Annotated in this window: 20 protein-coding genes; 10 read left to right on the top strand and 10 right to left on the bottom strand. The window is 72.8% G+C overall.

What is annotated here, in order from left to right; all coding sequences use genetic code 11:
• The first annotated feature begins 53 nt into the window (after nt 1–53).
• Nucleotides 54–2,774 carry a helix-turn-helix transcriptional regulator gene (locus M1L60_RS40170; protein ID WP_253242838.1) on the top strand — a complete coding sequence of 907 codons (2,721 nt, stop codon included), beginning with the start codon at nt 54–56 and terminating at the stop codon, nt 2,772–2,774.
• A gap of 94 nt (nt 2,775–2,868) precedes the next feature.
• Here M1L60_RS40170 and M1L60_RS40165 read toward each other — a convergent pair whose 3' ends face one another.
• The 3 genes from M1L60_RS40165 to M1L60_RS40155 are packed head-to-tail and all read right to left on the bottom strand — an operon-like array spanning nt 2,869 to nt 5,340.
• A complete protein-coding gene (locus tag M1L60_RS40165; protein WP_253242837.1) occupies nt 2,869–3,303 on the bottom strand; it encodes a hypothetical protein in 435 nt (144 codons plus the stop codon).
• 35 nt (nt 3,304–3,338) lie between these two features.
• On the bottom strand, nt 3,339–4,667 hold the full coding sequence (locus M1L60_RS40160; RefSeq protein ID WP_253242836.1) for a HAMP domain-containing sensor histidine kinase: 1,329 nt from the start codon (nt 4,665–4,667) through the stop codon (nt 3,339–3,341).
• Nucleotides 4,660–5,340, bottom strand: coding sequence for a response regulator transcription factor (locus tag M1L60_RS40155; RefSeq protein ID WP_253242835.1), 681 nt, complete (start codon nt 5,338–5,340; stop codon nt 4,660–4,662). Before M1L60_RS40155 ends, M1L60_RS40160 begins: the two co-directional genes overlap by 8 nt.
• Before the next feature lie 69 nt (nt 5,341–5,409).
• Between M1L60_RS40155 and M1L60_RS40150 the strand changes: the two genes are divergently transcribed.
• Nucleotides 5,410–6,204: an HAD family hydrolase gene (locus tag M1L60_RS40150; RefSeq protein ID WP_253242834.1), complete on the top strand. Its 795-nt coding sequence runs from the start codon at nt 5,410–5,412 to the stop codon at nt 6,202–6,204.
• On the opposite strand, the gene M1L60_RS40145 is transcribed toward M1L60_RS40150, so the two are convergent.
• On the bottom strand, nt 6,199–6,702 hold the full coding sequence (locus M1L60_RS40145; protein WP_253242833.1) for a DUF6624 domain-containing protein: 504 nt from the start codon (nt 6,700–6,702) through the stop codon (nt 6,199–6,201). The genes M1L60_RS40150 and M1L60_RS40145 overlap by 6 nt on opposite strands.
• Before the next feature lie 177 nt (nt 6,703–6,879).
• Between M1L60_RS40145 and M1L60_RS40140 the strand changes: the two genes are divergently transcribed.
• Nucleotides 6,880–7,719, top strand: a complete 840-nt coding sequence (locus M1L60_RS40140; RefSeq protein ID WP_253242832.1) for a helix-turn-helix transcriptional regulator — start codon at nt 6,880–6,882, stop codon at nt 7,717–7,719.
• A gap of 270 nt (nt 7,720–7,989) precedes the next feature.
• Here the strand turns inward: M1L60_RS40140 and M1L60_RS40135 are convergent, their stop codons facing one another.
• Nucleotides 7,990–8,565: a DUF4352 domain-containing protein gene (locus M1L60_RS40135; RefSeq protein ID WP_253242831.1), complete on the bottom strand. Its 576-nt coding sequence runs from the start codon at nt 8,563–8,565 to the stop codon at nt 7,990–7,992.
• Between the two features lie 277 nt (nt 8,566–8,842).
• On the opposite strand from M1L60_RS40135, the gene M1L60_RS40130 reads away from it, so the two are divergent.
• A complete protein-coding gene (locus M1L60_RS40130) occupies nt 8,843–10,825 on the top strand; it encodes a S9 family peptidase (RefSeq protein ID WP_253242830.1) in 1,983 nt (660 codons plus the stop codon).
• On the opposite strand, the gene M1L60_RS40125 is transcribed toward M1L60_RS40130, so the two are convergent.
• On the bottom strand, nt 10,822–11,742 hold the full coding sequence (locus M1L60_RS40125) for an aldo/keto reductase (RefSeq protein WP_253242829.1): 921 nt from the start codon (nt 11,740–11,742) through the stop codon (nt 10,822–10,824). The two genes, M1L60_RS40130 and M1L60_RS40125, sit on opposite strands and share 4 nt — an antisense overlap.
• A gap of 35 nt (nt 11,743–11,777) precedes the next feature.
• Nucleotides 11,778–12,782, bottom strand: coding sequence for a hypothetical protein (locus tag M1L60_RS40120; protein ID WP_253242913.1), 1,005 nt, complete (start codon nt 12,780–12,782; stop codon nt 11,778–11,780).
• Between the two features lie 32 nt (nt 12,783–12,814).
• Between M1L60_RS40120 and M1L60_RS40115 the strand changes: the two genes are divergently transcribed.
• Both M1L60_RS40115 and M1L60_RS40110 read left to right on the top strand, forming a co-directional pair.
• Complete coding sequence (locus M1L60_RS40115; RefSeq protein ID WP_253242828.1) at nt 12,815–14,731, top strand: S9 family peptidase; 1,917 nt, start codon at nt 12,815–12,817, stop codon at nt 14,729–14,731.
• Nucleotides 14,732–14,754: 23 nt separating this feature from the next.
• On the top strand, nt 14,755–15,546 hold the full coding sequence (locus M1L60_RS40110) for a DUF1963 domain-containing protein (RefSeq protein ID WP_253242827.1): 792 nt from the start codon (nt 14,755–14,757) through the stop codon (nt 15,544–15,546).
• Here M1L60_RS40110 and M1L60_RS40105 read toward each other — a convergent pair.
• Nucleotides 15,536–15,787, bottom strand: a complete 252-nt coding sequence (locus tag M1L60_RS40105) for a hypothetical protein (RefSeq protein ID WP_253242826.1) — start codon at nt 15,785–15,787, stop codon at nt 15,536–15,538. The two genes, M1L60_RS40110 and M1L60_RS40105, sit on opposite strands and share 11 nt — an antisense overlap.
• On the bottom strand, nt 15,778–16,029 hold the full coding sequence (locus M1L60_RS40100) for a hypothetical protein (RefSeq protein ID WP_253242825.1): 252 nt from the start codon (nt 16,027–16,029) through the stop codon (nt 15,778–15,780). The genes M1L60_RS40105 and M1L60_RS40100 overlap by 10 nt, the downstream gene beginning before the upstream one ends.
• A 108-nt stretch (nt 16,030–16,137) precedes the next feature.
• Between M1L60_RS40100 and M1L60_RS40095 the strand changes: the two genes are divergently transcribed.
• From M1L60_RS40095 to M1L60_RS40085, 3 genes are all read left to right on the top strand, one after another.
• Nucleotides 16,138–16,629, top strand: a complete 492-nt coding sequence (locus M1L60_RS40095; RefSeq protein ID WP_253242824.1) for a hypothetical protein — start codon at nt 16,138–16,140, stop codon at nt 16,627–16,629.
• Nucleotides 16,630–16,754: 125 nt separating this feature from the next.
• Entirely contained in the window at nt 16,755–17,363 is a 609-nt protein-coding gene (locus M1L60_RS40090; RefSeq protein ID WP_253242823.1) for a YdeI/OmpD-associated family protein, read from the top strand.
• Nucleotides 17,364–17,375: 12 nt separating this feature from the next.
• On the top strand, nt 17,376–18,188 hold the full coding sequence (locus M1L60_RS40085) for a hypothetical protein (protein WP_253242822.1): 813 nt from the start codon (nt 17,376–17,378) through the stop codon (nt 18,186–18,188).
• Here the strand turns inward: M1L60_RS40085 and M1L60_RS40080 are convergent.
• Nucleotides 18,176–18,532 carry a cyclic-phosphate processing receiver domain-containing protein gene (locus tag M1L60_RS40080; RefSeq protein WP_253242821.1) on the bottom strand — a complete coding sequence of 119 codons (357 nt, stop codon included), beginning with the start codon at nt 18,530–18,532 and terminating at the stop codon, nt 18,176–18,178. The two genes, M1L60_RS40085 and M1L60_RS40080, sit on opposite strands and share 13 nt — an antisense overlap.
• An 85-nt stretch (nt 18,533–18,617) precedes the next feature.
• On the opposite strand from M1L60_RS40080, the gene M1L60_RS40075 reads away from it, so the two are divergent.
• The gene (locus tag M1L60_RS40075; RefSeq protein WP_253242820.1) at nt 18,618–19,379 is read left to right on the top strand and encodes an LPXTG cell wall anchor domain-containing protein; all 762 of its coding nucleotides are present in this window, start codon (nt 18,618–18,620) and stop codon (nt 19,377–19,379) included.
• Nucleotides 19,380–19,402: the final 23 nt, after the last annotated feature.

Genomic DNA, 19,402 nt, shown 5'->3' with positions numbered 1-19,402 from the left:
ATGGATCACGATGAGATCGGCGCCTTGAGGGGGGATCGGCGATCAGACCTGGGATGCAGCTGCTGGGACGGCGCCGGGAGTGTGCCGCCCTCGACCGTACGATCGCGGCGGTGCGCACCGGTGAGAGCCGGGTGCTCGTGGTGCACGGCACGGCCGGGGTCGGCAAGACCACGCTGCTCGACTACGCCGTGCGGAGCGCGCCCGGGCTGCGGGTGCTGCGCGCGGCCGGCGTCGAGTCCGAGATGGAGCTGGCCTTCGCCGCGCTGCACCAGCTCTGCGCGCCGCTGCTCGACCTGCTGCACCGGCTGCCCGAACCGCAGCGTCACGCGCTCGAAGTGGTGCTCGGCCTGCGCACCGGCAGCCCGCCCGACCGGTTCCTGGTCGGCCTGGCTGTGCTCAGCCTGCTCTCCGAAGCGTCCGAGCAGACGCCGCTGCTGTGCGTGGTCGACGACGCCCAGTGGATGGACCAGGCCTCGGCCCAGACGCTGGGCTTCGTCGCCCGCCGCCTGCTGGCCGAGTCGGTGGCCCTGCTGCTGGCCACCCGCGACCGCGGCAAGGTGCTGCCGGGGCTGCCCGACCTCGAAGTCGTGGGACTGCGCGACGCCGACGCCCACGCGCTGCTCAACTCGCTGACCCACACCTCGCTCGAGGGACCCATCCGCGACCGGATCGTGGCCGAGACCCGCGGCAACCCGCTGGCCCTGGTCGAGCTGCCCCGCGGACTGTCGCTGACCCAGATGGCGGGCGGGCTGGGGCTGCTGGGCGCGGGCGACACGCTGCCGGGCCGGATCGAGCAGAGCTTCCTCGACCGGATGGCCCAGCTGCCCGAGGAGACCCGCCGGCTGCTGCTGATCGCGGCGGCCGAACCGCTGGGCGACCCGGTGCTGGTGTGGGCGGCAGCCCGGCGGCTCGGCGTCACCCCGGACGCCGCGCTGGCCACCGGCACCGACGGGCTGCTCACGGTCGGCGAACAGATCACCTTCCGGCACCCGCTGGTGCGCTCGGCGGTCTACCAGGCGGCCGAGCCCGCGCAGCGGCGGGCCGTGCACCTGGCCCTGGCCGAGGTCACCGACGAGACGACCGACCCCGACCGCCGGGCCTGGCACCGGGCCGCCGCCGCGCCCGGACCGGACGAGGACGTGGCGGCCGAACTGGAGCGCTCGGCCGGGCGGGCCCAGGCGCGCGGCGGGCGGGCCGCGGCGGCTGCCTTCCTGCAGCGGTCCATGCAGCTGACCGTCGACGCGCCCCGCCGGATCCGCCGGGCCCTGGCCGCGGCCGAGGCGACGCTGCAGGCCGGCGACATCGACCAGGCCCGCCACTTCGCCGAGCTGGCCGGGCGCGACGCGGGCGACGAGTTCCCGCGGGCCCGGGCCGAGCTGATCCGCGGGCACATCGCGTTCGCGGCCGGACGCACCGGCGAGGCTCCGGGGGCGCTGCTGGCGGCGGCTCAGCGGCTGGAGCCGTACGACATGGATCTGGCCCGCGAGACGTACATGCTGGCCTACGGCGCGGCGCTGATGGCCGGGGCCGGCGACACCATGCAGGCGATCGCCCGGGCGACGGCCGCGCTGCCACCGCGGGACGGCCCGCCGCGCGCGCTCGATCTGGTGCTGGCGGGCTACGGCGAGCTGGTGATCGGCGATCGGGCCCGAGCGGTCAAGACGCTGCGCCAGGCCGTCGTGCTGATGGCCGAGCTGCCGGTCGGCGACGCCCTGGTCTGGGGCTGGGTGGCCAACGGGGTGCCCCCCTCGATCTGGGACGACGCCGCGATGCGGGCCCTGTCGGACCGGCAGGTCGCCGTGGTCCGCGCGGCCGGGGCGCTGGCCCACCTGCCGCTCGAACTGACCGCGTCCGGCATGTCCACCTCGTTCACCGGCGACCTGGCCGCGGTGACCGCGATCGCGGCCGAGGCCGAGGCGATGGCGACCGCGCTCGGCCTGCCGATCTCACCGTACGTGCGGTTGCGCCTGACCGCCCTGCGCGGCCGCGAGCCCGAGGCGTCGGCCCTGCTGGCCCGCACGATCGCCCAGGCCGAGGCGGCCGGCGAGGCACTGGGCGTGACGATCTCGCAGTGGTCGGCCGCGGTGCTGCGCAACGGGCTGGGCCGGTTCGAACAGGCGATGGCGGCCGCGCAGGCCTCGGCCGCGATGCCGGTGCTGTGGGTGGCCGACTGGGCACTGCCCGAACTGGTCGAGGCAGCGGTGCGGGTCGGCGAGATCGCGGTCGCCCGGTCGGCCCTGGACCGGCTGGCCGACTCGGCCGGGCCGTGCGACACCGACTGGGCTCAGGGCACGCTGGCCCGCTGCCGGGCCCTGCTGGGCGAACCCGAGCTCTACCGAACGGCGATCGACCACCTCGGCCGCACGCAGCTGCGCGCCGAACTGGCCCGGGCCCATTTGCTGTACGGCGAATGGCTGCGCCGCAACCGGCAGCGCTCGGACTCCCGGCACCACCTGCGGACCGCGCACGAGATGTTCACGGCGATGGGCCTGGAGGCGTTCGCCGAACGCTCCCGCCGCGAACTGGCCGCCACCGGCGAGGTCGTCCGCCGGCGCACGGTCGCGGCCGCGGTCCGCGACGAGCTCACGGCCCAGGAGAGGCAGATCGCGGTCCTCGTACGCTCGGGCTACTCCAACCACGAGGTCGGCGAACGGCTGTTCCTGAGCCCCCGCACGATCGAGTGGCACCTGGGCAAGATCTACACCAAACTGGGCGTGACCTCCCGCCGCCACCTGCGCGACGCCCTACCCCACGACTCCGCGGCCGCTGATTGAGGCATCCGCCCCTCCGAAAAGTCAGGCCCGCCGAAGTTCACCGGTGCTGGGACACCGTCACGGGGCGCCGGTGGCCGGGACGGGAGCCTGCGCGTCAGGGCTTGACGACGACCAGGCGGGCCACGGTGGCGTCGCCGTCCTTGGCGCCGGCCACGCCGACCTGGGCGCCGGACTTAAGGGTGCCGCGTACGCGCAGCTTGTCGCCCTTGGTCCAGGTCAGTGTGAAGCCGTCGGTCGACTTCACGCTCAGGGTCTTGTCGTCGGTGGCGGTGACCGTGCCGCGCTGCACGACCACGGTGCGCGGGCCCTGCTGGCCGTCGACGACCACCTCGCCGTGCAGCGTGTTCTTGCGCAGGTAGGCCCGGGCCGGTTTGGCTCCGGCCTGTTGGTCACCCTCCAGGGCGACCTTCGCGTACGTCTCTTCGGCGGCATCGGCCGGGGCCGCGGCGGCCGCCCCGACCGCCACCGCGGCGAGCACGCCGGTCACGCCCAGAGCGGTCAGGGTCAACGTCTTGCGGGTACGTGTCATGGGGGAAAGCTTCGAGCCGGCGTACGCGGAAGCAGTCAGGGTTTTGTTCGGGCTGTGTAAGGCAGCGTGATCGTGAACATGGCGCCGCCCTCGGGCGCGTGCCCGGCCGTGATCGTTCCGCCGAGCCGGGTGACCAGACGCGCGGCCAGGGCCAGGCCGAGTCCGCTGCCGGTCGGGCGTTCGTGGCGGTACCGCTGCCGCAGCGCGCCCCGCTGGAAGGCGACCCCGAGGTCCTCGTCGGTGAAGCCGGGCCCGCCGTCGCGCACCTCGACCACCCCACCCGCCTCGCCCGCGCGGACGGCCAGCACGAGCGGTGTGCCGGCCGGGACGACCCGCAACGCGTTCTCGCACAGGCCGTCGATGACCTGGCGGATCCGGTCGGGGTCGGTGTCGGCCACCACCGGTTCGGCCGGCAGCTCGGCGCTCAACTGCGGGCCGTAGCGGGGCTGCCAGGCCTGCGCCGCCGCGTCGATCAGCTCGTTCAGGTCGACCGCGACCACGGTCACCGGCAGGTCGTCGGCCTCGAGCCGGGACAGGGCGAGCAGGTCGCTGATCAGCCGGTCGAGTCGCTGGGCCTCGCGCAGGATCGTGTCGCCGCCCGCGGGCCCCTCGACCACGCCGTCGGCCAAGGCCTCGGCGTAGCCGCGGATGGTGGCCAACGGCGTCCGCAGCTCGTGCGAGACCGAGAGCAGGAACTCGCGTTCCCGGCCCTCGCTGCGCTGCAGGGCCGCGCCCAGCTGGTTCAGGGCGGACGCCAGCTCGGCCGCCTCGACCGGTGGGCGCACGGCGAGCCGCACCGACCGGTCACCGGCCGACATCCGCCCGGCGGCCAGCGCTGCCTGGCGCAACGGCCGGGCGATGAACCGGGCCAGCAGCGCCCCGGCCCCGATCCCGCCGGCCAGCCCGGCCAGCAGGGCCACCCACACCCCGCCCAGCACCTGGGCCGCCGTGCCCGACGACGCGGCCCGGGTCAGCACCACCCCGGCGTCGTTGCCGTTCAGCGGGCGCCCGGCGATGAACACCGCCTCACCGGCGACGACGCCGCGGGTGTCCACGGTCGAACCGGCCGCGATCTGCTCCAGCACCCGCGGGGGCAGGCCCGGCCGGTCGGCGATGCCCCGCCGCACCAGATAGACCGAGATGCCGTCGTCGCGCAGCCGGGCCACGATCCGCTGCCGGGCCGCGAAGCGCTCGGTGGTGAGCAGCTCGACCGCGATCGCCGACTTGTCGGCCAGGTCGGCCCGGGCCGCGTTGTTCCCCGACCGGACGGCGATCGGCAGCGCCACCAGCGCGGTCACGATCACGGCGACGACCGCGGTGGCCGCGGTGACCAGCACGGCCCGGCCGGTCAGCGTCCTAAGCATCGGCCGTGTACCCGACCCCGCGGACGGTGCGGATCAGCCCGGCGGCGTCGCCGAGCTTGCCGCGCAGCTGGGCCACGTGCACGTCCACGGTGCGGGTGCCGGCGTGCGACGCGTACCCCCACACCCCGGCCAGCAGCTCCTCGCGGGTGAAGACCCGTCCCGGGCGGCGCAGCAGATGCCCGAGCAGGTCGAACTCGGTCGGCGTGAGCACGAGCGGCCGGTCGCCCACGGTCACCGACCGGCGCGCCGGGTCGAGCGAGACCGGCCCCAGCGTGCGTACGCGTTCGCCCTCACCCGGCCCGGCCGCGCGCCGCAGCAGCGCCCGGACGCGGGCCACCAGCTCGCGCGGGCTGAACGGCTTGGTCAGGTAGTCGTCGCCGCCCAGCTCCAGGCCGAGGATCCGGTCGACCTCGTCGTCACGCGCGGTGAGGAAGACGACGGGCGTCCAGTCCCCGTCCTCACGCAGCCGGCGGCAGATCTCGGTGCCCTCCAGCGACGGCAGCCCGATGTCGAGCACGCAGGCCACCGGCCGCATCCGCCGGGCCGCGGCCAGCCCCTGGGCGCCGTCGTGCTCGACGTGCACCCCGAACCCGTCCCGGGTCAGATAGAGGCGCAGCAGGTCCGCGATGGGCCGCTCGTCCTCGACGACCAGCACCAGCCCCTTCTCCGTCACCGGCCCATTCTGCCCGCTTCCGGGGCCCGCTTGTGTTCGGGCAATGTACGGATGCTCTACGTTTCGGCGGTGGCTTTCGACGCGGTGGTGACAGATCTCGACGGTACGGTGGTCCGGGCCGACGGCACGGTCAGCGCGGCCACGTTGCAGGCGGCCCACGCTCTCTCCGCCGCCGGTGTGCCGCTGCTGGCCGCTACCGCCCGCACGCCCACGGGCGTGGCCGCGTTGACGACGCTGGCCCCGCACCTGGCGTTCGCGGTCTGTTGCAGCGGCGCGGTCGGCTGGGTGCCCGGCGCGCCCGAACCTGCCTGGTGCGAGCTGCTGCCCCGGGCCGAGGTCGCCGATCTGGTCGCCTTCCTGACCCGCGAGCTGCCCACGGTGGCGCTGGCCGCCTACGACAGCCGCCGGTGGCGGATGACCGCGACCTACCAGGCGATGCGCCCGAACACCCACAAGGGCCCGATCACCGTCGTCGAAGCCGCTGCGCTGCCCGAGGCGGAAGCCTGCACGCTGGTGCTCGGCCACCCCGACCGTACGCCGGAACAGCTGGTGGCGGCCCTGATCGAGGGCGGCTTCGATCCCACCCGGCTCGGCCTGCACCGGGCCGGCCGCCGCTTCGTCGAGGTCACCGCGGCCCCGATCGACAAGGCCAGCGGGGTGCTGCGCGCCCTGCGCGTCGTCGGCGCCGATCCGGCCCGCACGATCGCCTTCGGCGACATGCCCATCGACACGACGATGTTCGCCGTGGTCGGCCGTTCGGTGGCTATGGCCGGCGCCCCACCCGAGGTGCTGGCCGCCGCCACCGACCACACCGCGTCGGTCGAGGACGACGGCTTCGCCCGCGCCCTCACGGCACTGCTATGACGCCGGCGCGTGCTTGGTGACGTGGACCGCGAACGGGTCCAGGCCGGCTTCGGCCCGCCGTTGATCCATTCCCTCCGGGTCCTCGCAGGGCCACGGGACGGGCCGCCCCTCGACGACAGCGGCGATCTGCGTGCCGTAGATCTGCGGGCGGCCCTCGTTGACCAGCAGCCGGTCGTGCAGCATGGCCAGCTGGGCCGGTTCGGCCTGGCCCGCCTGCACGGCCTCGGTCAGCAGGACCAGCGCCCGGCGTTGCAGGGGTAGCTGCCGGTCGGCGTGCTGCGCCACGAGCCACGCGCGCCGGGCGGCCTCGGGGCCGACGAGTTCTGCGGTCGGCCATCCCTGCTCGTCGAGGATCTCGGCCAGGCGGTCGCCGTTGCGTACGGTGACCCGGCGGTGGGCCAGTTGTGCCGCGAGGTCGTCGCCGAGGGCGCCGGACTGCAGCCGCCGGTCCTCGTCGGTCATGTCGATCAGTTCCTGCGCCAGTGCGTCATCGGTCATGCCCGCACGCTAAAGGAGCCTGGCCCAGCGCTTCGCCACCCTCAGCAGCTTATCGACACATGTCGATTGACAATAATTTTCATATACCCGGTCTGGGATACCTAGGCTAAATGCGGCCTTCATATCCCGCGGCTTCCCGGCGATGCTGGCTTCACGGCGGCACGAAGGGGGGCAGTGATGGACGACAAGGCGCTCGGCGAATTTCTCCGGCATCGGCGGGAGCGGTTGCGGCCGGAAGATGTGGGCCTGCCCGGTGGTGGGCGCCGCCGCACGCCCGGGCTGCGCCGCGAAGAGGTGGCGAGCCTGGCTGCGCTGTCGCCGGACTACTACTCGCGGCTCGAGCAGGGCCGGGTCCGCACCCCGTCGCCGGCCGCGCTGGCCAGTCTGGCCCGGGCCATCCGGCTCACCGGCGACGAGCAGGACTACTTGTTCCGGCTGGCCGGGCAGCAGCCGCCGGAGCCGCGCTCACCGCTGGCCCACGTCGATCCAGCGATGATCTATCTGCTGGATGCCCTGGGGGCGACGCCCGCTCAGGTGAGCGACGACCTGCTCACGGTGGTCGCGCAGAACCGGGCGGCGGAGAACCTGTTCGGGGTCTGGACCGGCCTGCCCGGTTACGAATCCAACGTCACCTGGCGGTGGTTCGCCGATCCGTCGTCGCGGGACAGCAACGATCCGGCCGAGCACGAGCGCATCGGGCAGGCCTACGCGGCCGATCTGCGGGCCGGGGTGGCTCAGCGGCCGGCCGGCGACCGGTTCGCCCACGGGTTGGTGGCTGATCTGCGGCAGCGCAGCCCCGAGTTCGCCGATTTGTGGTCCCAGCAGCACGTGGCCGCGCTGACCTCGACGCCCAAACTCATCCGGCATCCGCTCGTCGGCGAGCTCGACCTGCAATGCGATGTCGTGCTGAGTCCGTCCACCGGTCACCGGCTCATTCTTTTCCGCCCCCGGCCCGGGTCGGCGGCCCATGACCAGATCGCGTTTCTCGACGTACTGGGAAATCAGAAGTTCGCCTGAATCACCCCTCACTCCGGTAACACGGGTCGCTTCGGCGTGCCCGGAAACAGTCAGCGAAGGAATCCTGTGAACACCATCTTCATCCCCGGCGCGACCTCCGGCATCGGCCTCGGTCTGGCTCTGCGCCTGCGGGCCCAGGGTCGCACCGTGATTGTCGGCGGCCGGCGCACCCGGCTCCTCGAGCAGCTCGCCGCCGAGCACCCCCCGACCGTTCTACCTGGGGCGGCGTCGGCCCGAAGCCCGGCGACGACCGCATCCTGCGCGTCGAGGTCACCGCGAGGTGAGCTCGACCTTGACGCCGCGCGAGAGGGGGGAGTCGTGCAGGTCGATGGTGGTCAGCTTGGCCTTCTTGGGTACGTCGAAGACCAGGCGGCCGGTGACGCGTTCGCCGGGGTCGAGCTTCTCGAGGAACGTCTGGGTGTCGCGGTTGGCGTACACGCCGGCGAGCGTGTCGTCGCCGTAGGCGGTGCCGGTGGCGTCGTACGCCTTCTGGGCCCGGCCCAGGAAGTAGCGGGTGCCGTCCGAGATGTTGCGCACCGACAGGCTGACCAGGCAGTACTTGCCCTGGGCGGTGCGTTGCAGGTGTTCCGGGCCGACCCTGGTGCGGGCGCAGTCGAGGCGGGACACGACGAACTCGAACTTGCCGTCGCGGACCTTGTCGCCCAGGCCGGGCCGGGCGGGCGGCTTGGTGGGGGACCTGGTCGGTTCGGCCGCGGCCACCGGCTGTTTGCTGCTCAGTTGCTGGGCGGCGACGCCGGTGAAGAACAGGACGACGATCGCGATCACCGAGAACAGGACGGCGAGCAGCGGGGCGAGCCGGTATCGGGGTCGAGCGTCGTGCGGCATGATCACTCCACGCGCCAGGGTGTCTCTCTGTTCACTGTGCGTGATCGTCGGCGCGATGACTACGGAATCGTCCGATTGGCGTCAGCGGTCAGCGTCTCCGGCATTCCGGCGATCTCCGGCAGCCGGCGCAGCCCGCGCCGCGGTCGTACGATCCGCAGGTGGATGCCGCGGCGGGCCGCGCGGTCGTAGGCGCGGTGACCGCGGACATGTGGACGAGCATCGTCGTGGCATTCCCTCGATCGGCCGGGGCATTCGGACTCGGTGATAGAAAGGGCCGATGAGCGCTGCCGATCCTTTCACTGATCTCGATGCGTACGTCCGGGTGCCGCGACTGGCCGGGCTGTGGCTCTCGCCCGACGGCGAACGCCTGGTGGTCGGGGTGGGCACGCCCGACAAGGACAACGCCCGGTACGCCACCGCGTTGTGGGAGGTCGACCCGGCGGGGGAGCGGCCCGCCCGGCGCCTGACCCGCAGCGTGAAGGGCGAGTCCGGGGCCGGGTTCACGCCCGGCGGCGACCTGCTGTTCACCTCGGCCCGGCCCACGCCCGACGGTGACGTCGACAAGGACGCGAAGGCGGCGCTGTGGCTGCTGCCGGCGGCCGGCGGGGACGCCCGGGTGCTGGCCCGGCTGCCCGGCGGTGTCCACGGGGTGCAGGCCGGCCCGGACGGCACGCTGGTCGCCGGGTCGGCCGTGCTGCCCTCGGGTGACGAGGGTGACGACAAGCTGCGCGAGCAGCGCAAGGAGGCCGGGGTCGCGGCGATCCTGCACGAGGCGTACCCGGTGCGGTTCTGGGACCACGACCTCGGGCCTGACCGGCCGCGGCTGTTCACGGGCACGCTGCCCGAGCCCGAGTTGCGCGACATCACCGGGCACACCGGGCGGGCCCTGGACGTCGAGGGCGACTGGGAGCTCACCCCCGACGGGCGCAGCGTGGTCACCACCTGGCTCGTGGCCGAGGCGGGCGGCGCGGAGCGGTCGACCGTGGCCGTCATCGACGTCGCGACCGGCGAGCGCCGGGAGTTGGCGGGCGATGACGGCCACGGCTACAACTCGCCGCGGGTGTCGCCCGACGGGTCGCGGGTGGCTTTCCTCGTACGCCGGAAGTCCTCGGCGGACGACCCGGGTGACATCTGGCTGGCGTCGGCCCCGCTCGGCGGCGGTCCGATCGTGCCGCTGACCGGCGGCTGGGACCGCTGGCCGCACAGCCCCCGCTGGACGCCGGACGGCGCCGCGCTGATCGTGGCGGCCGACGACAACGGCCGGTCGCCGCTGTGGCGGGTCGACGCGACCACCGGCGAGGTGACGCGGCTGACCGACGACGACGCCGCCTACACCGACCTCCGCGTGTCGCCCGACAGCCGATTCGTGTACGCGCTGCGCAACGCGATCGACAGCGCGCCGCAACCGGTGCGCGTGTCGCTCACGACCCGCGAGGTCGTGCCTCTGCCCGGTCCGGCGCCGTCTCTCGACGTACCCGGCCGGTTGGAGGAAGTGACCGCGCAAGCCGCCGACGGCAGCCCGCTGCGAGCCTGGCTCGCGTTGCCGACCGGCGCCGACGAGCCCGTGCCGCTGGTGCTGTGGATCCACGGCGGGCCGCTCAGCTCGTACAACTCGTGGTCGTGGCGCTGGAACCCGTGGCTGCTGGTGGCGCGCGGCTACGCCGTGCTGATGCCCGACCCGGCCCTGTCCACTGGTTACGGCCTGGACTTCATCAAGCGCGGCTGGGGCACGTGGGGCGACAAGCCGTACACCGACCTGATGGCCATCACCGACGCCGTGCTCGAACGCCCCGATCTGGACGCCACCCGCACCGCGGCGATGGGTGGCTCGTTCGGCGGTTATATGGCCAACTGGGTGGCCGGGCACACCGACCGCTTCGACGCGATCGTCACTCACGCGTCGCTGTGGGCCCTCGACCAGATGATGGCCACCACCGACATGTCGTTCTACTGGATGCGCGAGCTCACCCCGGCCCGGCTCGAGGAGAACTCGCCGCACCGCTTCGCCGACGAGATCACCACCCCCATGCTGGTGATCCACGGCGACAAGGACTACCGCGTGCCGATCGGCGAGGGGCTGCGGTTGTGGTGGGACCTGCTGTCGCGCACCGGGGGCGAGCACAAGTTCCTCTACTACCCGGACGAGAACCACTGGATCCTCAAGCCGGGCAACGCCCGGGTCTGGTACGAAACCGTGCTCGCCTTCCTCGGCCACCACGTGCTCGGCGAGAAATGGCAGCGCCCGGAACTGCTCGGCTAGCTCGCGTCGTCGAGGCGCCGGCGCTGCTCGGGGTCGAGCTTCAGGTCGCGGGCGGCCAGCACCTCGCCGAGGCGTTCGGGCGTGCTGGCCCCCACGATCGGCCACACGGCCGGGTCGCCGCCCAGCAACCAGGCCAGCACGACCTGGTTCGGGGTGGCGCCGGCCTCGGCGGCGACGGAGCTGAGGGCGGCGAGTCGCCGTTCCGTCCCGGGGTGCGCGTACGCCTCCTCGAGCGGACGGTCGGCCCGGCCGTACCCGCCGTTGATCAGCGCGGAGTAGGCCCAGAGGTCGAACCCGTTGGTGCGTACGTAATCGAGCGTCTCGGGCGACACCTGCCGGTGCGACCACGATTCGAGGGCGGCGCCCGGCCGCGGCTGGACATAGGAATGGCGCAACTGCAGGGCCGTCCAGCCGTGCGGGGCCAGCCCGCGAGCCTGCTCGACCCGCCAGGCCGGGGTGTTGGACGCGCCCAGCCGCGCCGCCAGCCCTTCGGCCGCCAGCTCGCTGAACGCGCCCGCGGTCTCGGCCAGCGGCACCGAACGGTCCTCGACGTGCGCCCAGTACATGTCGACCCGTTCGGTGCCCAGCCGTTGCAGGCTGCCGGTCAGCGCGGCCCGGACGGTCGGCGCGGCCAGACCCTCCATGGCGTCCAGCCCGCGGGCCGGGTCGGTCGGCTCGGCCCCGACCTTGGTGCTGATCAGCACGCGGTCCCGCATCCCCGGCCGGGCGGCCAGCCAGCGTCCGATCACCTGCTCGCTCTGCCCGCCGAGCCCCGACGGATGCAGCCAGAACGCGTAGTTGTTGGCGGTGTCGATCCACTTCCCACCACCGTCGACGAACCGGTCGAGCAGCGCGAACGACTCCCGCTCGCCGATCCGCGTCCCGAACAGCATGGCCCCCAGCACGATCTCACTCATGCCCGGCGATGTTGCCGCTTCGAGCGCACTCGAGGTCAAGCCCCGGTTCTCTTGGCTGCCGCGGCCGCTGCCGCCAACGCCACCGGCGGCAGGCGGGGAACCTGGCGCGCCTGACGGTCGGCCGCGGCGAACTGCTCCGCCGTGTCGGCCACGAGGTACAGCTCGTGGGCATAGGCGCGGCCCAGCCCCACCTCGGTCCAACCGGGCACGCCATCGAGAGCGCGACGGCACTCACCGAGCGCAGCCCACGCCGCCGGCCGCTCACCGGCCTGACGTTCCAGCGCGGCCAACGCGAGCCAGGCCGCCGCCACGTACCACGCGCCCTCCGCGTGGGCAACGGCCTCGCGCTGGACGGCCGCGGCCTCGCCGAACGCGCCCAGATCGGCCAGCTCGTACTGCAGCGCGTTGAGCGTCTCGGCATCCCGCGGCCGATCGGCGGCCCAGCGGTCGAGCCACTGCCGGGCCGCCGGGAGGTCGCCGGCCAGTTTGGCTCGCTCGACCCAGAGCAGCGGCTCCTCCGCGGCCGGATCGGACGGGAAACGCTCCCGCTGGTGACCGGTCCACTCCGCGAGGCTCTCCTCGGAGAACTCCTCGAGACCGAGGTCCAGCACTTCGTCGCGGTCGGGGTGTGCGCTTTCGCGGACGTAGGCCAGGGTTGCGCCGACGCCGGCGGCGCACAGGTGGCGGCGGTCGTAGCCGCACCACGTGTCGAAGTTGGCCCGCTTGAGCTGCCAGTGCCGCCACACGTCCTCGACCAGTTGGTGCTCGGCCAGCAGGAAGCCGGCCAGCTCGGCCTCCTCGGTCATCCCCTGGAACGGTGCCTTGCGGCGGCAGCGGGCCTCCTGTTCCGCGATCCATCGCACCAGCGCCAAGTCGGACGGCCGCCGGTCGTACTGCAGCGCCCACAACACTTGCGCCCGACGCGCGGCGTTGCCGTCGCACTCGGAGCCTTCGGCGTCGGTCGCGGGTTCGTAGGCCAGATCCGGCCACGCTTCCGGGGACTCCCGCATGCGCCGCAGCTCGCGCCGCGCCTTCTCCATCACGAGGCCACCCTAGTGATAGAAACGTCTGGATGAGCGTCGACGCCTTTCACGACCTGGACTCGTACGTTCGGCTGCCGCGAGTGGCTGGGCTGTGGCTCTCGCCGGACGGGCGACGGCTGGTGGTGGGGGTGGGCACGCTCGTCCGCACGGCGTTGTGGCAGGTCGACCCGGACGGTGAGCGACCCGCTCGGCAACTGACGTATCGCGAGCAGAGTGTGGCGTGCGCGGGGTTCACGCCGTCCGGCGATCTGTTGTTCACGTCGTCCGGGGTGTTGTGGCGGCAGCCGGAGGCGGGCGGGGAGGCGTACGAGATCGCGAAGCTGCCGGGTGGGATCCATGGCGTACGGGTCAGCGCGGCCGGGACGATCGTGGCCGGGTCGGCGGTGCTGCCGTCGGGGGATGACTCGCTGGGGGAGCGGCGCCGGGCGGCCGGGGTGTCGGCGATTCTGCACGAGTCGTTCCCGGTGCGCTACTGGGATCACGATCTCGGGCCGGAGCGGCCTCGGCTGATGGCCGGTTCGCTCGACGACGCCGTCCTGCGCGACCTCACCGGTCACGTCGGGCACGCGCTCGACAACCAGGGGGACTGGGAGATCACGCCGGACGGCCGCGGCGTGGTCACCGCGTGGGAGCGGGCCGAGCCGGGCGGGGCGCAGCGGTCGGTCATCGTGGTCATCGACGTCGCGACCGGCGAGCGGCGCGTGCTGGCCGACGAGGCCGGTCAGGACTGCACCGCGCCGCGGGTGTCGCCGGACGGCGCGCGGGTGGCTTTTCTCGTACGCCGATGGGCTACCCCGGACGACCCGGGGCACATCTGGGTGGCGTCGGTCCCGCTGACCGGCGGACCGGTCGAGTCGTTGACCCGCGGGTGGGAGCATTGGCCCCACAGTCCACGGTGGACTCCGGACGGCACTGCGTTGATCGTGGCCGCGGACGACAACGGGCGGTCGCCCTTGTGGCGCGTCGACGCGACGACCGGCAAGGTCACCCGGATCACGCACGACGACGCCGCCTACACCGTTCCGCGCGTGTCGCCGGACGGGCGTTTCGTGTACGCGTTGCGCAGCACGATCGCCGAGCCGCCCCACCCGGTGCGTGTTTCGCTCATTTCGCAGCAGGTGAGGCCGTTGCCGGGTCCGGCGGCGGCGGTCGACGTGCCGGGGCGTCTGACGGAGGTGACCGCGCGAGCCGCCGACGGCAGCCCGCTGCGGGCCTGGCTCGCTCTGCCGACCGGCGCCGAAACTCTGGCCCCGCTGGTGTTGTGGGTGCACGGCGGGCCGCTCGCCTCGTGGAACACGTGGAAGTGGAACTCGAACCCGTGGCCGGCCGTGGCCCGCGGTTATGCGGTGCTGATGCCCGATCCGGCGCTCTCCACCGGTTACGGCCTCGACTTCCTGCGCCGCGGCTGGGGTGCTTGGGGCGACACCCCGTACACGGACCTGATGGCTATCACCGACGCCGCGCTCGGCCTGCCTGAGGTCGATTCCTCCCGTACAGCCGCTGTGGGTTCGTCGTTCGGCGGGTACATGGCGAACTGGATCGCCGGGCACACGACCCGCTTCGACGCGATCGTCAGCAGCGCGTCGATGTGGGCGCTCGACCAGATGATGGCCACCACCGACTTCCCGTACTACTGGCTGCGTGAGCTGACCCCCGAGCGTCTGGAGGCCAACTCCCCGCACCGCGCGGCCGACGCCATCACCACCCCCATGCTGGTGATGCACGGCGACGAGGACTACCGCGTCCCCATCGGCGAGGCCTTGCGGCTGTGGCGGGACCTGCAGTCCCGCGCCACGGACGACCGCCACAAGTTCCTGTACTTCCCCGACGACGGCCACATCGTGGCCAAGCCCGGCCACCTGGCACTGTGGCACGCCACGATGCTGGCCTTCCTCGACCACCACGTCCGCGGCGAGCCCTGGCAACCCCCACCCCTGCTGGGCTGAATCTCGTGGCATCATGCTCGGCCATGGATCTTCAGGAGCGGTTCCGCCGGGCGGCACTCGAGTCGGGCCTGCCGGACGAGGAGGCCGGCCGGTTCGCCGAACACCTCCGCGTGGTGATTCAGCTGAGCGGAGGTTCGGGCGAGGCCCCGGTGGGGCAGTTCGGCGGCCGCCCCCGGCTCGCGGCCCACGAGAGCCCGCTGCCGTTCGTGTTCTCGGTCGACTGTGCGGCGCTGCCGCGAATCGACGGCCTCGGCCTGCCGGCCGGCGGTTCGCTGCTCTTCTTCCTCGACCACGAACAGGATCACCTGGGCGCCGCCGACCGCGCGCGGGTCGTCCACGAGCCCGGCCGCGTCAGCTACGAGCCGATCGTCGAACAATACGACCTGCACGCCACGCTGCTCGCGCAGCCGCCGACCTGGCTCGAGCCGGACGAGGACGAGGAGGAGGACGACCTGTCGCCCTTCCAGCAGCAGTTGATCCAGGACTTCCCGCACCGGGGCGAGCTGTGCGCCCTGGCCGGCGAGCTGTGGCCGTCGGGCGGCGGACTGGCCAGCGCCCGCATCGGAGGCTACGTCGACGACGAGGTGATGAGGAGCATCGCGGAGCAGACCTTGGCCGGCCGGCTCGACGTCCCGGTCGCCCAGTGGTACTCCCACGTGGAGAAGGAGCAGCATCGGCTGGCGGACGAATGGGTGTCGCTGGCCCGTTTCTCGGTGGCCGACGAGTTCTACTCCGGATCCTTCGTGATTCGTCACGACGACCTGAGCGCGGGCCGGCTGGACCGGGCGTTCTCGGTGACCGAATTCAGCGAGTAGGAACGGGTTGGCCCTGCTGCACCTCCAGTACGGCGCGGCCGTTCAGCGGCTGGGCCAGGGTGACCGTGGCCGTGCGCGGGTGGCCGACCAACAGACAGCCCGGTGGCACTTCATTTCCTGGGCCGATGTAGCGGCGCACCTGGACGAGCACCGCCACCGCGTTGTCCGACTCGACGGCCTCGGCGACGTAGTCCTCACCGCACGGCTGGTCGGCGCCCTCCTTCGCCCCGATCAGCCCCACGGTGAGCCGCCGGCCGTCTTGAGCTGCTCGTTCCTCGGCTCCAACGTTCCGGCGACCGCGGTTTCCCCGCCCGGCAATACGACCAGCCCCGCGTCCCCAACGGCCTTGTCGTAGTTCGCCAGCACCACCTCGGCCCGCTCCCGAAGCAGCTGCAGCTCATCCACCGGCGGTGCCGCCACCGGCGCGTTCGCGCACCCGGCCAGCAGCGCCGCCGCCGCAACCCACCACAGTCTTCGTCCCACAGGTCCCCCTTCGTGCCGGCGGCCCTTTCGACGCCGCCGGGCCGCTTCCGGTTCCCGTACAGTCGGCTCGCACTCCGGAACCGGCGAGGAGACATGGACCGTTTGATCATGGCGGCTGTGCTGATGGTCGTGCTGGTGGCCTTTCCGCTGGAGATGACCCAGCCATCGGTGGCCGGCCCGGCCACTGACGTGGTCGCCGCCGTCTTCCTGGCCGGGATCTGCTGGCTGCTCTTCCGGGCTGCCTTCCGCACGCGGTTCGTGGCTCGCCCCGACCACTTCGAGGTGGTCAACTTCCTCACGACCCACCACATCCCGTACGGCGCGGTCGCCGAGATCCACCTCGACTGGCTCACCCTGCGGCTCACCTTGAAGTCCGGCCGCCGGGTGCGGGCCTGGGCCCTCAACGAGTCGTTCCTGGCCACCCGGGGCGAGCGAGCCCAATACCTGGCGAACCGGCTGGGCGCGATCACCGCCGAACGCAACGGACCCGAGAAGCCCGAGACACGCCGGACCACTTTCCCCGATTGGTGGGTGGTGCCGGTCGTGCTGGCCATCTGCGCCGGCGCCATCACATATCGGCTTTACGCCGCGCGCCGTTGACCGAGCTGCCGTCCTGCGGATGGCCGCGTACAACGCCCGCGAGATGGCTCTGCTCGGCGGGGCCGCGGCGGGCGGTGACGCCCTACGGGACCAAGCCGCCGAACGTCTCCGTTAGCCTGCCCTTCATGGCAGGCATCGAGTTGGAGGAACTGGTCGTCGCTGACGCCGAGGCGCTGCGGGCGTGGCTGTTGGAACACCACGGCAGCTCGGCCGGGGTGTGGCTGGCGCTGACCCGCAAGGGCGGGACCGTCACCACCCTGACCTGGCAGCAGGCGGTCGACGAGGCCCTGTGCGTCGGCTGGATCGACGGTCAGGCCCGCAAGGGCGACGAGTCGATGTCGTGGATCCGCCTGACGCCGCGCCGTGCCCGCAGCGCGTGGTCACAACGCAACGTCTCCCATGTTGCCCGGCTCGAGGCCGAGGGCCGCATGCTCTCCGCGGGCCGCGACGCGGTGGAGCTGGCCAAGGCCGACGGCCGGTGGGCCGCCGCCTACGCCCCGCCCTCGGAGGCCGAGGTGCCCGACGACCTCGTGACCGCGATCGCTGCCGACCCGTCCGCGCAGGCCATGTTCGACGTCCTCACCAAGGCCAACCGCTTCGCCCTGATCTACCGTCTCAACGCCGTCAAACGAGCCGAGACCCGGGAACGCAAGATCCGCGAGTTCGTCGCGATGCTCGCCCGCCACGAGTCGTTCTACCCCCAGAAGGCCAAACCAGAAGCCGGTCCGAAGTAGCAGACTAGGGCCATGCAGATGCGTCCTGCGGAGTTGGAGGCGATCCGGGCCGGTGATGTCGATGTGGCGTTTCGGCGGTGGGAGCGGCCTCGGGTCAAGGTGGGTACGAGGATGCGGACCGCGGTCGGGCTGGTCGAGATCACGTCGGTCGACCGGGTGCCGGTGAGCAGGCTGACCGCGGCGGACGCGCGCCGGGCCGGGGCGGCCTCGCTGGCGGCGTTGCGGCAAGGGCTGGACAAGGTGCACGCCGACCGGCCGGTGTATCGGGTCGGGCTTCGGTATGCCGGGGCCGATCCGCGGCAGGCGCTGCGGGAGTCGGTGCCCGACGCGGCTGAGCTCGAGACGCTCGGCGCCTGGCTCGACCGGCTCGACCGGGCCTCGCCGGCCGGGCCGTGGACCCGGGCGACACTGGCGCTGATCGACGAGCTGCCGGCCAGGCGGGCGCCCGACCTGGCGGAACGGATGGGCCGCGACACGCCCTCGTTCAAGCTGAACGTGCGCAAGCTGAAAGAGCGCGGCCTGACCGAATCACTCGACATCGGGTACCGGCTCTCGGCGCGCGGGGCCGCGGTCCTGGATCACGAGGGATATCCCCGGCCGTCCGCCGGCCGGTCGGCACCGGAACCGGGTATCCCGCTGCCGCACCTGGGGGCCGCCGCGACTCGCGCCCTCACCGCCCGGGGTGTGGTTCGCCTCGAGCAGGTGGCCGAACTCGGCGTCGGCGAGGTCCAGGCCTTGCACGGGGTCGGCCCCTACGCCGTACGCCATCTGCGGTCGGCGCTCGATGCGGCCGGGCTCGCTTTCCGCGACGATCAGGGCGCATAGCCGACCTCGGCCGAACCTGTGGCGATGACGACCGGGTAGTCCCAGCGCCGCAGGGCCTGCGCCATCTTCGCCACGCCGGCCGGGTTGGCCGAGTGGATGTGGACGATGCCGATGTCGAACGGCCGGCCGTCGAACGCGGCGCGCTCGAGCATCTCGACGACCGGCCAGATCGTGTCGTCCTCGCCGAGGTCGTGGTCGAGCCACAGCTCGTCCAGGCGCTGGTCGCGGTAGCGCGCGAGAAGCTCGGTCGCGGCTCCGCTCGTACGCGCCACTTCGGCCCGGCGGCCGTCGACGAACGACCGCAGGTCGTCGACCAGCAGGACCCTGACATCGTTGTTTGTCACCTCGACATGATGCCCGGCTCTTGCCGATCCATGGATCATCGGTAATATCTCCGTGTTTTGGCTGTAGCGGGGGAGGGCGTACCACATGCGAGGCAAGATGGTGGCCGGTGTCGTGATGGCGCTGGCTTTTGTGATTCCGGCGGCGCCGGCGGTGGCCCAGGCCGCGGCGCCCGGGCTCGACCAGGCCTGCCAGACGGTCGAGCGCAAGACGTACCGGGACATCCGTGACCTCATCAAGATCGATCTCGACACCGCCTCCGAGCAGGACCTGGAGGTGCTGGCCGGCCAGGTCCTGACCGTGGCCCGGAACGAGTCGTTGCCCGTCCTGCCCGACGCGATCGAGGACAAGCTGGACGGCGGCGACGAGGCTGACCTGCGGGCCTTCCTCAAGGTCGGCGTGCTGCAAGCGTGGGAGGTCGCGCTGCGGGTCTCGGTGGTGCGGACGCTGACCGGCGCCGGCCCCAACGTGCAGGCCGCCACCCAGAAGGTGCTGGACACCCCCGACGCCGGTGTCGACGTCTACCGGGCCTACCTGAACGAGGGCGTGTACGAAGCGCGGGCGCTCGACTGCGCGGCACAGCCGACCCCGACCCCGACCGTCACCCCCACCGTGACGCCGACGGCCACCCCGGGCACCACGCCTGGCGTCACTACGCCCGCCGACCCGGACCCGACCGCGTCCACCACCCCGGCCGCGCCCGGTGGCGAGAACGGCGGCGAGGGTGGCGGCCTGCCCGTGACCGGTTCGAACACCGGGCTCGTGGCCGCCGTCGGCGGCGCCCTGCTGGTTCTCGGCGGCTTCGGCTACGTGCTGGCCCGCCGGCGCCGGTCCCGCTTCGTGGCCTAGTTGACAGTGGAAACGACACGCCC

The organism is Paractinoplanes aksuensis, assembly GCF_024137025.1.
GTDB classification, from domain to species: Bacteria; Actinomycetota; Actinomycetes; order Mycobacteriales; family Micromonosporaceae; genus Actinoplanes; species Actinoplanes aksuensis.
The sequence above is the reverse complement of the archived record's forward strand: the minus strand, read 5'-3'. Positions and strand labels throughout refer to the sequence as shown.